General features: G+C 35.8%; 15 protein-coding genes. All 15 read right to left on the bottom strand.

Features of this window, described 5'->3' with window-relative positions:
- Positions 1-4: 4 nt before the first annotated feature.
- Entirely contained in the window at positions 5-1,252 is a 1,248-nt protein-coding gene (locus tag I589_RS12595) for an ABC transporter substrate-binding protein (RefSeq protein WP_010768151.1), read from the bottom strand.
- Positions 1,253-1,270: 18 nt separating this feature from the next.
- Positions 1,271-2,095 carry a carbohydrate ABC transporter permease gene (locus tag I589_RS12590; protein ID WP_010768150.1) on the bottom strand — a complete coding sequence of 275 codons (825 nt, stop codon included), beginning with the start codon at positions 2,093-2,095 and terminating at the stop codon, positions 1,271-1,273.
- On the bottom strand, positions 2,092-2,964 hold the full coding sequence (locus tag I589_RS12585; RefSeq protein WP_010768149.1) for a carbohydrate ABC transporter permease: 873 nt from the start codon (positions 2,962-2,964) through the stop codon (positions 2,092-2,094). The genes I589_RS12590 and I589_RS12585 overlap by 4 nt, the downstream gene beginning before the upstream one ends.
- A gap of 13 nt (positions 2,965-2,977) precedes the next feature.
- Entirely contained in the window at positions 2,978-5,245 is a 2,268-nt protein-coding gene (locus tag I589_RS12580) for a glycoside hydrolase family 31 protein (RefSeq protein ID WP_010768148.1), read from the bottom strand.
- A complete protein-coding gene (locus I589_RS12575) occupies positions 5,226-6,254 on the bottom strand; it encodes a LacI family DNA-binding transcriptional regulator (protein ID WP_010768147.1) in 1,029 nt (342 codons plus the stop codon). The genes I589_RS12580 and I589_RS12575 overlap by 20 nt, the downstream gene beginning before the upstream one ends.
- Positions 6,255-6,586: 332 nt before the next feature.
- Positions 6,587-7,387: a rhamnulose-1-phosphate aldolase gene (gene rhaD, locus I589_RS12570; protein ID WP_010768146.1), complete on the bottom strand. Its 801-nt coding sequence runs from the start codon at positions 7,385-7,387 to the stop codon at positions 6,587-6,589.
- The gene (locus I589_RS12565) at positions 7,380-7,598 is read right to left on the bottom strand and encodes a hypothetical protein (RefSeq protein WP_010768145.1); all 219 of its coding nucleotides are present in this window, start codon (positions 7,596-7,598) and stop codon (positions 7,380-7,382) included. The genes rhaD and I589_RS12565 overlap by 8 nt, the downstream gene beginning before the upstream one ends.
- Position 7,599: 1 nt before the next feature.
- Complete coding sequence (locus I589_RS12560; RefSeq protein WP_010768144.1) at positions 7,600-8,949, bottom strand: PTS galactitol transporter subunit IIC; 1,350 nt, start codon at positions 8,947-8,949, stop codon at positions 7,600-7,602.
- Between the two features lie 5 nt (positions 8,950-8,954).
- A complete protein-coding gene (locus I589_RS12555; RefSeq protein ID WP_010768143.1) occupies positions 8,955-9,233 on the bottom strand; it encodes a PTS sugar transporter subunit IIB in 279 nt (92 codons plus the stop codon).
- Between the two features lie 20 nt (positions 9,234-9,253).
- Positions 9,254-9,718 (bottom strand): PTS sugar transporter subunit IIA, encoded by a 465-nt coding sequence (locus I589_RS12550; protein WP_010768142.1) that lies wholly within the window; start codon positions 9,716-9,718, stop codon positions 9,254-9,256.
- Between the two features lie 16 nt (positions 9,719-9,734).
- Entirely contained in the window at positions 9,735-10,574 is an 840-nt protein-coding gene (locus tag I589_RS12545; RefSeq protein ID WP_010768141.1) for a PRD domain-containing protein, read from the bottom strand.
- Between the two features lie 288 nt (positions 10,575-10,862).
- Positions 10,863-11,450 (bottom strand): sugar O-acetyltransferase, encoded by a 588-nt coding sequence (locus tag I589_RS12540; protein ID WP_010768140.1) that lies wholly within the window; start codon positions 11,448-11,450, stop codon positions 10,863-10,865.
- 259 nt (positions 11,451-11,709) lie between these two features.
- Positions 11,710-12,906, bottom strand: a complete 1,197-nt coding sequence (locus I589_RS12535) for a MalY/PatB family protein (protein WP_010768139.1) — start codon at positions 12,904-12,906, stop codon at positions 11,710-11,712.
- Positions 12,893-13,948, bottom strand: coding sequence for a M42 family metallopeptidase (locus tag I589_RS12530; protein WP_010768138.1), 1,056 nt, complete (start codon positions 13,946-13,948; stop codon positions 12,893-12,895). The genes I589_RS12535 and I589_RS12530 overlap by 14 nt, the downstream gene beginning before the upstream one ends.
- On the bottom strand, positions 13,939-15,024 hold the full coding sequence (locus tag I589_RS12525; protein ID WP_010768137.1) for a M24 family metallopeptidase: 1,086 nt from the start codon (positions 15,022-15,024) through the stop codon (positions 13,939-13,941). The genes I589_RS12530 and I589_RS12525 overlap by 10 nt, the downstream gene beginning before the upstream one ends.
- Positions 15,025-15,040: the final 16 nt, after the last annotated feature.

The following is a 15,040-nucleotide window of genomic DNA, read 5'->3' as shown; positions in this document are numbered from 1 at the left end:
CTTCTTATTTTCCAAATTCTTCTTGTAGATTGTCTAAAGCGTCTTTCGCTGTTTCTGATCCTAAAAGAACTTTTTGAAATTCTTTGTCTGCACTGTCACTAATTTTACTCCAACTAGCATCTACAGGAGGCAAGATTAAGTAATCAAGTGAATCAAAAACTACCTTCCTATTTTCTGGTGGAGTTTGCTCTAAATAAGGTTTCAATAATGCTTCATCAGTGACTGCTGGTAATTCCCAACCACTATCTACACGAATTTTTGCTGCTTCTTCACTAGCACTCATAAATTGTGTAAATTTATAGGCTGCCTCAGCATGCTTAGTATCTTTAGAAACTGCCAAGCCATTAGCGAAAAAGTGGGTAGCTTTTTGCGTATTCCCAGCTTCTATTTGAACATCCCAGTCAAAATCAGCCTCTTTGAATTGTCCAAACATCCAAATCCCGGTATGCACCATTGCTAGCTGTCCATTTAAGAAAAGATCTTCTGAGTTTTGACCAGACATTTCTTCTGGAGAAGGAGAAATTTTTTCTTTAGTTACGTTACTTACCATATACTCTAATGCTTCAACATTTTTTGGATCATTAATTGTCCAATTTTCAGCATCATCTTTTAGCTTGCCACCATTTTGTGCAGCTACTTTATAAAACTCATTCATCGTTACTGGAGCGTAAGTCCCGTAAATACTATCTTTTGTATTTGTTAATTTTTTTGCAGCTGCCACTTCATCAGACCAAGTCCAGTCCTTTGTTGGATAGCCCACTTTAGCCTGATCAAATAAATCTTTGTTGTAGAAGGTAACTACGTTAGAGAAACTCTCTACCATACCATATTGTTTTCCATCATACTGATACGCTTCAAAGGCTTCTTTATTCAGTGTATTTGAATCAAAATCTTTATCCGCTTGAATGTACTTATCTAAATCAAGCAATGCTCCCTTATCTGCATAGGAGACAAAATTCTCATAATTTAATTCAAAAACATCTGGAGCCTGGTCACCGGCCATTAAAGTTTGTAATTTTGTGAAATAATCGCTGTAAGGAACGAGCTCTACGTCAACCTTAATATCTTTATTGGCTTCCTCAAATTTGTCAACCATCTCATTTAATTGCTCTTCATAATCTGGTGTTGCAGAAAAACTGTAATACTTAATCTCTGTCTTGGCTTCATCAGAAACAGATTTCCCACCACCACAAGCACCTAGTACAAGTGCTGTCATCGTTGCCATACCCATCAATAGATACTTATTCTTCATTTTTATTTCCTCCATTTTTTATTCTTTCATCCCACTCATGGTCATCCCTTGAATGAAATATTTCTGTGCAAAAAGATAAACCGCTAAAATTGGAATCACACTAATCACGACTCCAGCCATCACTAGGTTCCAGTTTGTACTCCAACGCCCCTGTAATAGCGAAAGCCCTAGAGGTAAAGTTGCCATTTCTCGACTGCTAGTGACGATTAGTGGCCATAAATAATTGTTCCAAGACTGCATAAAAGTAAAGACAAACAAAGTAGCAATCGTTGGTTTTACAAGTGGTAAATCCACCTTAGTAAAGACTGTCCAATGATTTGCGCCATCCATAAAAGCTGCTTCCTCTAACTCCGTAGGAATAGTTAAAAATGCCTGTCTCATTAGAAATACCCCAAAAACACCGAAAATATTGGGTAGGATCAAACCTTGGTAGGAATCAATCCAGCCAAGATTTTTTAGTAAAATAAACTGTGGAATCATGATGACCTGCGAAGGAATCATCATGGTACTTAAATAGAGAAGAAATAAAATATTTCTTCCTTTAAAACGCATCCGTGCAAAAGCGTATGCTGCCATTGAAGCTACGATAATTGTTCCAACTGTTGTCACTAATGAAACTATAATTGAATTTTTCATAAAGATTAACATCGGAAACCGTTCAATCACTTGTTGATAGTTTTCTATCATAGGCGTTTTCGGGAGAAACTCTGGTGGAAATACCATAGTTGCACCTCGTGCTTTTAATGAAGTGGAGACCATCCATAGAAATGGCAGAACCATGATGGCACAGCCTAGCAACACAATAAGATACTTTAACACAGTCAACAGACTTATTTTTTTCATTTTGTCAGCTTCCTTTCTCCCCACATTTGCACTAATGAAACTACCAAAATAATGAGGAATAATATCCAAGACATGGCAGCTGCATAACCCATTTCTGAATACTTGAACGCAGAGTTATAGATATTTTGAACTAATACTGTCGTCGCATCGCCTGGTCCCCCCTCTGTCATAATGTTTACTTGATCAAATACCTGGAAGGAATTAATCAGTGAGATCATCGAAACAAAGAAAGTTGTTGGCTTTAGCATTGGTAAGGTAATTCTCCAAAATTGATGCCATTTGTCTGCCCCATCAATATTGGCTGCTTCATAAAGTGAAGGAGAAATATTTTGTAGTCCTCCCAGATAAAGTACCATAATAAATCCGATATCCTTCCAAACACTCGTGATAATAATCGCCAACATTGCAACCTTAGGATCATTTAGCCAGTTCGGTCCATGTACTCCTACTAATGAAAGAAAATAATTAATCAAGCCAAATTTTGGATTAAACAGCCATTTCCAAACTAATGAGACAGCTACCCAAGAAGTCACTACTGGTAGAAAATAAACTCCTCGAAAAAATGGTTTTAAGCGTAGTTTACCGTTTAGAAGCAGTGCAACTGCCAAACCTAAAATCATAACGGAAGGCAAGTAACCAAGAATAAACAGAAAAGTATTTTTTAATGAATTCCAAAACTTAGGATCTGCAAGAAGTGTCTGATAATTCCTGAGTCCTATAAATTTCATGGGGTTAATAAGATCCCAATCAGTAAAACTGACCCCCAATGAATAGAATACTGGATAGATAATAAACACTAGGAATCCAATTAAACTTGGTAGTAAAAACAAACAAATCCAAAGTATATTGTTTTTCTTAGAACCAATCATGCTTCCTCCCACCTCAACTTTCTTCTATATAGAATGCTTCAGACAATAAATCCGTTAGTAAGTCATCCTTGAACCTCTTCACAAATAAGAGCTTCTTCTTGAAATCTGAAAGACTTCCTAATGTTTCCCACAATTCATTTTTCAGATTATAAGAAATATTTGGTAAATTGATTCTCTCAAAAATCATTTCAGTCATTGATTGCTTTTCAATTTCTTTGACTGGTAATACAAGAGTTCCTTTGATTTCTTCTTTAAAAATATTTTTTGAAAGAGATTTTCCATTAGACTGTTCAACACCATATAAGACCAAAAAATGTTTCCGATTTCTTGGTAAAATAGAGCAATCCCCAGATAAATCAATAGTAATCCGTTTATTGTTCCATTCCAGTTTGAAGGTCGTCACACAACGTTTACCATCTATTTCCTCAATTAGTTCGTATTGATTTGATTCACCAGGAAATACTCGCCACTCAATAATTTCTGGTAGTTGACTTGCCTCCGTCACCAACATATTAGGATCAGTTGGAATAATAGCTCCTTCTCTTGCAAAAATAGCCATTTCATTTAGCTTTCGGAAAATCCGAATCTCTATTTCTCCTTCATAACGATTCCCTGTGTGGAAGTCATACCATTTTCCTTTAGGCAACCAAATCTCTTCCTGTGAAAAATTATAAATTGCGTCTGACTTATGAACAATTGGAACAACCAATAACTCCTGTCCGAATAAATACTGATTTTGATAAGTATAAGCCTGGTTGTCTTCTGGATATTCATAGTACAACGGTTGTAGTAGTGGCTGTCCCTGCTCGCTTAGTTCAACATTTGCTGTGTAAAGGTAGGGCAATAAGCGATGTCTTTCTTGTAAGGCTTCCTTCATCGCTTCTCGAATCATTGGAGAAAAATTCCAAGGTTCTTTTCCATTAAATGGACTTGATGAGCTATGCAAACGATTAATTGGGCTGTACACCCCGAATTGGAGCCATCTCAAGGTTAGTTCATCATCCCTCTGACCACCCATATGTCCCCCAATATCATGACTCCACCATGAATAGCCAATATTTGAAGCAGTCGCAGTAAAATATGGTTGAAATTGCAATGATTCCCAGCTAATAATAGTATCTCCTGAAAATCCTACAGGGTAACGATGACTTCCAGGACCTGCATATCTAGAAAGAATTAACCCATCTTTATTCTTTTGAATATCTTCAAAATGTAACTGATTAAGTAGCCAAAGAGGATCTAAACCCTCTTCTTTACTTTTAGTTCCCTGTTGCCAGTCAATCCACCAAAAGTCAACACCTTGCTCTTCTAAAGGATGATGGACATCTTTAAAATAACTCTCTATAAAATTTTTGTTTGTTATATCAAATTGAGCGGGCTCTTCAAGTAAAACGTTTAACTTTAATCGTTCAGCAACTTTCTCGTAACAATCTTCAAATGCCCGAATACCATCTGCTGGATGAACATTTAAAGTAACTTTTAATCCTCGATCATGTAAAGCTTTTAAAAATTTCTCTGGATTGGGAAATAATTTCTTATTCCAAGAATATCCTGTCCAACCACTACCAAATCGACTTGGAACATCTCTCACATGCCAATCCATATCAATAACACTCACAGCTAGTGGGATTTCCTCTGATTTGAAGCGATCCATCAAATTCAAATATTCTTGTTCTGTATATGCCCAAAAACGACTCCACCAATTTCCTAATGCATAACGAGGAAGGATTGGCGTTGGACCAGTTAGACGAAAATAGTCTTGTAAAGCTTGCTTGTATTTATGCTGATAACCAAAAAAGTAAAGATCAATGGACTCCTCTAACCGTGCTTTTTGTTCCCCATTTGAAGAGATAATAAATGATTTTGAGTCATCTAATGTTGCATAGCCTTGTCTTGAAATAATTCCTTCTTCAAGATCTGTCCTTCCATCAATAGCATCTAAAGTTCTCGTTGTTCCTTTTAAGGTATTGATAGATTCACCATAGAACCAGCGATTGTTAAAATCGGTAAAATTTGATTTCATATTAATCTGTAATCCTTGATTTGAAAACTCTTTTTTATCATAAACCAAATGAAATGCCTCTGTATAGATTTCTAACAATTCTGAGGATTCTTCTAGTTCAAATTCAAATTCTGGGAATTTTCGATTAACGATCATCTGTGTCTGCTCATCAATGAACAGCCCAGTTTTAGAATACTCCATTCGAACTAGATAAGGAGTCAGTACAGTAAAACGGTACTGTTCTCCTATAATGGGTTGTCTACTTGATACTTTCGTCATTTTTTTCTATCCTCTCTAGTACTGAATCCCTATTAATAAATTCTCCTTCAACCATAATATTTCTCTCTCTTTCAGAAGTTTGTTTCTGCAACATTTCGTTAATCAGATTTACTGCTAACCTCCCTTTTTCTTTCTGTCTCAAGTCAACAGTTGAAAGTGAGGGATCCAATAGTTGAGAAAACAAGTTATTATCGAAACTAACTAGTGATTTAAAGGCTTGTTTTCTTTCTCTAAGTTTGTAGAGATACTGCGCGGCTAAATAATCTGAATTAATGACTGATGCTGTATATTTCTTCTCTTCCTCGACAAATAACGCTAATTTTTCCTCTGAAAAAAGAAGCTTTTCATCTAGCTTTACGCCAAACTCATTTAAAGCATCAATATAGCCTAGATAACGTTGTGGAACCACTCCATCATCATTTAGTGAAAACTTCGGACTGAAAAAAGCAATCTTTCGATGTCCGTGATTCAGTAAAAATTTTGTTGCTTCATAAGATAACTTACGATCATCATTATTCACAAATAAAATCTGTTCGCGTTCAATTGGCAGATTATAGTAACTATCGATAAAAATCATTGGTTTTTTAATCTTCTTAACTAGTTCAGTAATAATATTTTCAAAAGCACCAATAATAATGAACCCATCAAAATTCCAGTTTCGCTGTAGTAAATCTATATCTTTCAGCTCATTAAATCCATGAAACAGAATAAATGTACCCTGTTGTTTTGCTTCAAATTCCAATCCAGTCATTAAATCTGCAATAAAAGGATCACCAAAATCAATTTCCTCCTTAATTGAATAATAAAGAATTCCAATCATTTTCGACTCCTGAGCAACTAATGAACGAGCATTCAAATTGGGCGCATAGTGGTATTTTTCCATTAACTCCCGAATTTCCCGTTTCTTTCTTTCTGATACTCGATTTGCTTTATTGTTAATCACATTAGAGACAGTCGCAATACTTACGCCTGCTTCTCTTGCGATATCCTTGATTGTGACTTTTTCCACACAACCACTCCTTTACGATAGGTAAAACGTTTAACTTTTGTAAGCTCAGAATAGCACCTTCATTTCACTTTGTCAACGTTTACATATAAATTTTTACTCTGCCCCTCATCTTGAGCAAAAATTTTCTATCTATTACAGAATTATAAATAGATAGCTATTCTCCAAACTTACTTTTTGATAAAACTCCCCTATAGTCTATACTCAAGCAAGGATTCTTTAACTAAAAAAGAAGCCAAGACACAACTCAAAAAGTTCTATCTCGACTTCGTTCATAAAACTGTTTATTCCCTCATCCATGACAGATAGTGCATTAATTCTGATTATTTTTCTCCTTATAAAAATTCTTCCCTAGGCTGAATACTAAAGAATGCTGACACTTCTTTTAATTGCTCTGTTGTTATTCCATCAGTGATTCTCTTATCAAACGTGTTCATATAAATTTTTGCTGCCTTGTTGACTGTTTCAATCAAACCGAATGCATCGTTTAAGCTATTTCCTGTGGCAAGAATTCCGTGGTGTGCCCACACTACAATTCGACAGTCTGCTAATTTCTCTGCTGTCGCTTGACCAATCTCTTCGTTTCCACAGACCATCCACGGCAACACGCCTATCCCATCTGGAAAAACAATGATACATTCTGTAATGATTCCCCACAAAGTACGTGTGAATGCCTTATCCGTTAACGGATGAACAAAAGTCATTTCAGAAATTTCTGTTGCATGGTTATGAACAACGACCCGATGTGTTGAATCTACCTTCAACCGTGCACTATGAGACAAAAGATGCATGTAAATCTCACTGGTAGGCCGATTCTCCTCTTCAAATCCCCAACAAATAGAGTAGCCTGCTTTTTCCACCTTGATTACACCCAAAGTATGAATGATATCCTCTTTTACAAGTCGGAAATTACTACCTGAAGCAGTAATTAAGATATACTTTCCTATCATGTTTTCTGGAATATTTTCTAGCTCTACAAATCGACTAGCTGATGCTTCAATCTGTGAAGCCTCTTCATCAGAAAGAATATAGCTAATATTTCCTCCATTTTTTTCATCCCATCCCATACGCCACATGGTATAGGTTAAATCTGCTACTTCATTTACTGCCTTGCTATTCAAAAAATTATTATTCATAGTTTTCTCTCCTTTTTGCTTTGAATGCAGCTCTTTTCTTATCCCACTCTTCATCAAACGTTTGAAACAGCAATGGGTAGCTCTTTTGTTTAATGAATAAAATCAAGCCCAGAGCAAGCATGCTTATCAAAAAATTACTTTTTATAAAACCAATTACCAGTAATACTAAATCTGCTAAAATACAAAGAATCCAAAAGAGTTTCTTTTTCATTTTATTCAGCTGCTTTCAGTGTTTCATTATATTTATTTCTACTTTTCACAAGCCAATAGAACAATCCTAGCCATCCAACAAACAAAACAATACTTAGGATATTTCCTGAAAATGCAGTAGATAGTAGATATCTAAAATCAGGTCCTTCAAATGTACTCCATGAAATCATTTTTCCTGAGGATACTTCTGCTGCTCCTGTTTCATTAGCCAGTCTTGTAATATAAGGAGCAAAATACGTTGCCCCATACAAAAAGATGGGTGCAGATACAACCCCATGGAAAATCATACGTCCTAAGTTTGCGTTGGTTAATAGCAACGCACCTACAACAAAGGATAAGTTGATGATTCCTGCAAACGGAAGAACTTTATTTCCTGGAAGAATGATTGCCATCACAAGTAAAACTGGAATTGTAATGATTACTGCAACCCATAATTCATTTCGACCAGCTAAAATCGGCCAGTCTAAACCAATATAAACTTCTTTACCTGAGAATCGTTTTCTCATAAATTCAGAAATTGCTTCTGAAATTGGCGACAATGCCTGAGAGAAAAGTTTAGAAATCATTGGGAAGAGAGTCATCGCCGTTGCCGCTTGGACGGCTAATTGTAATGATCCTGCAATTCCATAGGCTCCAGCTAATCCCAATAGAAATCCAATAATCGCCCCCATGACAGAATTTTCTCCAAAAATACCAATTTTTTCTTTTAAAGAATCTGCATCCATTGGTTTATTGAAGAAGGGAATTTTCTTCAACAGTTCATCTATAGGATGTAAAATAACAGCAATCAGTGTGATAAAATGAGGAACAGTCACACCTGGAATCCCTGTCAATTGTTCTACTTCTGGACCAAAAATATCTCCCGCTTTCAGCTCTAAAATAATCTGGATGCTGGCCGCAACAAATCCCCATAAAACATTCCCAGAAATGTAAGAAACCATCACCGCAGTAAAGATTTTGTTCCAGACATTCCACATGTCCACATTCAGCGTTTTTGTCTGATTAAAAATCAGCATCAGAATATTAATTCCAATAGTCAAAGGAAACAGTAAAAACGCATAAGGCCATGCCCACGAAATAGATGCCATGCCCGGCCAACCACCATCAACTGCCGGCAAATTGATTCCCGTTTGTTTTGCCATACTAGCAGCTGCATCACCCATGGAACCCATCATGTAATTGATAAGTAATGACATTCCTGTAAATGCAATCCCTAGCGTTAATGCAGAAATAAATGCTTCCGAAAACTTCATTTTCATACACAACGCAATAATTAACATAAGTGCTGGGACGAAAACCGCCGCCCCTAAATCATTTAATATATAATTTACAACCGTCTGTAGTGTTTCCATGCTAGTCACCCCTCAATTAATTTGATTATTTTTTCTAACTCTTGTTCTTGACCCATACCTGTCAAAAAGGCAATCCCATTGAATACTGGAATACCATAATCCTCTTTTGTTTTCACAATTGATACATAGCCATCTGCCCCTTTTACGTGATGCTTCAAAGATTTAATATCCACCGCTTCAACTTCACAAGGAACATTTTTTTCTTTCAACAGCTTCGCTAACTTTGAAGCAACGGTTTGTGAAGTAGCCACTCCTGATCCACATGCAACAATAATTTTTTTCATAATAACTTCCTCCTAATTGTTTATAAATAGCTTAAAAATAAGCGGTTTATTTCTTTTTCTGTCGATGCCTGACTATAGCGATGTACAAAAGATTCATCAGAAAATAGCTCCATCAATGTTGCCAATAATCCAACTTGCTTTTTGGGTTCTCTAATCCCCAGCACAAAAATATCTGTTACCTGTAAAAAAACGTCATCTGTTCCCATCTGAACAAATTCGATTGGTGCAGATAAGCGATTAACACTGACAAACGCCTTTTTTATGTGTGCAACATCTGTATGGGGGATTGCGATTGCAATATCCTTTAGCCCCAGTCCTGTCGGATAGCTCATTTCTCGTTTGATAATCGCCAATTCAAACGTTTCTTCAATATATCCTTTTTTTAACAGCTTCTTTGCAACTACATGAAAAAATTCGTTTTTGTCTTTAACTGCTACATCTAAATTCACTAACTCTAACTGAAACATTTCTCTCATTTCATTCATTTTCATTCTTCCTTTATTAATTTGATAGTCGTACAAGATGTAGTAGCAAATAAAAATCTTCTGCTGCACCAAACTCAATACCATACATCTGCTTTAACAATTGCTTCATCTCATGAACAACTGCATATTCTTTCGGATAAATTGCTGTCGTCATTCCATAAAGCTTATCCATATTCTCACTATTTTTTCTAATTTTCTTCTCCTTATTGTTCGTCCGAAGAATAAAATAACGAATATGAATAATAAATCTGGAAAATTCAAGACTATTGCGATCTAACGAACAACCTAATGAGTGCTCCACAATTTCAACAAGATCATTTAACATTTCACTTAACTCAACCGCATTACTTACCTGTTCATTTTCAAGCAACCCATTCACAAAATGTAAAATGAAAAAAGAAATCTCAACCTTGGGAAGGTTCATATTATACTCACTGTTTAAAAAATCTACTGCCCATTCAGCAACCTTATACTCTTTGGGATAGAGATAGCGAAGCTCATAGTGAAATGGCTCGGGTATCTCAATATCTTGCCGATACTTTTCTTCTGTGAACTTAATATGTGCAGCTAAAGAAAAAATAAAGCTTTCATTTAATTCTTTTTGAAGTGCTTCTTGTGCATGCTTTGCAATTCTTTCTGCCATCAAAACAACTTCTTCGTCTAATTCTTCCAGAATTGCCTGCACACGTTGTTCATTTTCACTATTTTTTATTTTGTAATACTTGCTTACCTCTTCATTTTCAACAAGATCTCCTTTCTTCTTGCCATAGCCTATTCCCTTGCCGATAATAATAAATTCTTGTCCTTCATCAGAAACTAACAATGCGTTTTGATTTAATGATTGTACAATTCTCAAACAGCGTCACCTCCTTTTCTGCAACAAAAAAAGCACAATCAAAATCAAGCGCACCTGTAGAGGTGTTCTTGAATCTGATTATGCCTAATTTAATAGTTACACTTATCTTATAAAGTTATTGAAACCTTTTGAATACGATTACATTATAGCCGACTATTTTTTACTATGCAATAGAAAAAACTAAATTTACAGTTATTTTTTTGACCACTCTACCAATCAATTATTTTTCTTTCGTCAAATAATAACATTTAGCAACGAAATAAGTAGAGAAATTTTTTCTTTTAAAACCTATCTTTTCAATCCTTCACGATCTTTTTTTCTAATCGGCCGTATCACTTTACATGGATTTCCAGCAGCAATCACGTCGGCTGGAATATCGTTTGTCACAACACTTCCTGCACCGATAATTGTATTTTCCCCAATTGTTACTCCTTGGAGAACATGAACTCCTGCACCTAACCAAACCTTATCTTGAATATGAATAGGCTTTGCATAAACTACGTGTTCTGACCGCTCTATCGGATCCTCTGCATGATTGGCACCGTACAGACCAACTCTTGGTCCCACATACACATCATCGCCTACAGTCACTTCATTACAATCTAAAATAATCATATCGTGATTAAAATAAATGTTCTTTCCTAAAGAGATATTAAACCCAAATTCACATTGAAAATTAGATTCAATATATACATTTTCTCCCATTGAATGAAATAGATTTTTCAAAATTGACAAATCATATCTATTTTCTGAATTCACTAAAAAATTATATCTTCGACACTCTTTAATTGCATGACTTCTCGCAGCCTCCACCTGTTCATCCATATCATCATATGGTAGCCCTTCATTCGTAAGAGCTTTCACTTGTTCACTCATTCCAGTCACCTCAGTTTCATTTATTCTCTTTATTGTATCAAGCCCATCAAAAAATAAATATGGGCAAGGTGACGAAAAGGGTGGGAATGAAGCTGATAATCTCTTCAAATTATTCTATTACACTTAAAGAATTGCTGGTTAAGATGATTCATCTATTCTCTACATTTTTTGACATTTTTTAAGTATTCAATAACCCATTTTTCCCAGAATCAAAAAAAATGGAGGTACTTGTATCATTTCTTTTAACCCTGTTCTCTATCTACTTTTCTAGTCTTTCATTTGTTGCCTTTTCAATTCCTCGCAGCAACCGATTGATTCCTTCTTCAACTTTTTCTCGTGGTGCACCTAGATTTAGACGTAAATAATGCGCTCCTTCTATTCCATATGCATCGCCGCGCATGATGGCTACTTTTTCTTCATGTACAAGCACAGATTGCAGCTGGTCCATACTAACTGGAAGACCTGTTAACTCTATCCAAGCTAAATAAGTGGCCTCTGGTATATCAAACGAGATGTATGGCGCATCTTGAAGTTTCTGTTTCACCATTTGAAAGTTTCCATCAATATATTTGTTTAGATTCCGTAACCATTCTTCTTGATTATTATAACAATCTTGTAGTGCTAACAGACCCATATAAGCTGCTGAGGACAACCCATCTCTTCTTTTTAAGATAGCAAGATAAGCCTCTCTTAACTCCCTATTTGGAATCATTCCATATGAGCACCCTAGCCCAGGTGAGTTAAATGTTTTAGATGCAGAAGATAATAAAACAACTGGTACTTTTATTTGACTGGATAGCTTCAAAATAGGTATATGTTTTATCCCTACTCTACGGATATCCATATGAATTTCATCACTAATAATCGCAACGTGGTACTGATTGCATAGACTAATCATTTTTACTAGCTCCAATTCAGTAAATGCTCTACCTGTTGGATTATGAGGATTACACAACAAGAAAATCTCAGGTTTTTCTCGTTCAAATAAAAGCGAAAGCTCTTCAAAATCAATGGAAAATTTATTCTGTTCTTTTTTTAACGAAAAGCCAATAAGTCTCCTGTCGTTTTCGCTAATCGTCTGAAAAAAAGCATCGTAACAAGGGGTAAATGTAACAATTTTCCCTTGAGACTGACTTAGTAATTGAATCAAAACAGATAAGCTATAGATAACACTAGGGCTATAAACAATGGACTCTCTCTCTAGCTTTGTCTGAAATTGTCTGGCAAACCAGCCTGTAATTGCCTCTTTAAAATCTTCATGATTCCATCGGGTATAACCGAATAGCCCCCGTTCTGCCGATTGAATCAAAACCTCTTTTGTCCCCTCAGGTAGCTCAAAATCCATATCAGAAATAGAAAAAGGCAAGAGATTCTTTTCTCCAAAACGATCTTGAATATAATCCCATTGCGTTGAATAAGTCCCATATCTTGAAATCACTTTATCAAAATTGACCATTTTCCAGCTCCTTTTCTTTATCTAATTCTTCAAGAAAACAGCAAATCAATGTTACTAATTTTTCACAATCACCTATTGATACCAATGAGTGCCACGAATGACAATAGCGAACTGGAATACTTAAAACAATCGTTGGGTTTCCTTCATAAAGTTGAATTGAGCCGGCATCTGTTCCGCCTCCTGCGAATTGATCAAATTGATATGATATTCCATTTTTTTCAGCCGTTTTTTGCAAAAAATCTGCCAGTTCAATATTCGCTAATGCCGTTTTATCATATAAACAAATCCCGGGTCCTTTTCCTAAAATACGCGTTTTAGAGGTACTTGCACGAGGTGTATCCTTTCCATTAGCCACATCAATAATTAAATTTATATCCCCTTTTACTACTTTAGCAGCAATCTTAGAGCCCCTAGTTCCTGCCTCTTCTTGAGCAGTCGCCACTCCGATTACTTCTAGATTTTCATATGTTTTATCCTGAATCGTATTCAATACTTCTGCCATGATGCCACAACCAACTCGATTATCTAGTGCTTTTCCCATGATAAACTGACCATTTTGTGTTTCTTCTGCTTTTGTGTCAGGTGTAATCATATCACCAATCTGAATTCCCAACTCAACTACTTCTTCTCTATTTATAACACCTAGGTCAATATACATTTTTGAAATTGGCACCACATGCTCATCCATCACTGAACCTTCTGGTAGTGTACCTACAACTCCCTTATACACTTGTTTATTTGCACGTGCGGTAATTCGGACTTTCTGTCCCAAAATAACATGTCCCCACCAGCCACCGATTTCTTGAAAATAAATGAAACCAGACTCATCAATACTTTTCACAAAAAAACCAACTTCATCCAAATGACTATAGATAGCAACTTTTTTCTTTGTTGTTTTCAGATTTCCATAATAATAGTTTTTAAACGCATCTTTTTGATTATCTTGAGAAATCATTTTAGATAATGCCAGCCCAACGCTGTCTTCTCTGCCTGAAATACCATCAAGTGTTGATAGTTCCATAATTTTTCCTTTTACATCCATGCTACTTCCATCCATTCTTTACTGGTTTTTGTCAAAACTTCAACCTGACCATCTTCATGAATCAAGACATCATCTTCAATCCGAATTCCAAACTTCTCTGGAAAATACACCCCTGGTTCGATAGTAAACAAAAGGAGCGCTTCAATTGTTTCCTTACTTACCTGATTAACTGATGGATACTCATGACAAGATAGACCCACTCCATGTCCTAATCCATGAGTAAAATAGTCAGCCAAATCATTTTTATTCAACACATCTCGAACAAGCTGATCTAAAGAAGCTAATGGATTCCCTAAGGCAATACTCCCAATTGCTAGTTTTTGTGCTTCAAGCAATACCGTATAGACATTTTTTATTTTTTCTGATACTTTTCCCAAAGAAAATGTTCTCGTCATATCAGAATAGTAACCTTTATAAATACACCCAAAATCTATCATAATTAACTCATTCTCATTAATTATTTTCTTTGATACATGGGCATGTGGTAAAGCTGTCCTCTTTCCAGAAGCAACGATTGTTTCAAAAGCTGGTCCTTCACTACCGATTCGTTTGCTGTAATAATCTATTTCATTTGCAACATCTAGCTCAGTCATTCCGGGTTTCAAAATAGTTAGAATATAAGAAAATGTACGATCTGCCAATTCAGCCGCAATTCTCAAATTGGTTATTTCCGATTCTTCCTTCACCATTCGTAATTGTTCAATAAAGTTACTAGTTTCCACTGACTGACAATCAACTGACGTACACATTTGAATAAACTCCATAGATTCTTCGTAGGAGATAGACTTTTTTTCAAAGCCAATTCTCTGCCCTTTTTTAATCCATTCAGCCAAATATTCATAGACAGTTTTCTCTGGAGCAGTGGTGATAATTCGAACATTCGACGTTTGATTCTCTGCCTGTTCAGTGTATCGACCGTCAACCAATAGGATGCTTTCTTGATTTGTTATAAACAGGAGTCCATTTGAACCGGTAAACTCTACTAAATAGCGACGATTCACTTTATCTGTAACTACCAGACCATCCAGCATTTCTTGTTTCATTTTTTTTCGTAATTTTTCTATCCGTTTTTCCATTATCTTTCCTCCAAAA

Source organism: Enterococcus phoeniculicola ATCC BAA-412, assembly GCF_000407505.1.
Classification (GTDB): domain Bacteria; phylum Bacillota; class Bacilli; order Lactobacillales; family Enterococcaceae; genus Enterococcus_K; species Enterococcus_K phoeniculicola.
The sequence above is the reverse complement of the archived record's forward strand: the minus strand, read 5'-3'. Positions and strand labels throughout refer to the sequence as shown.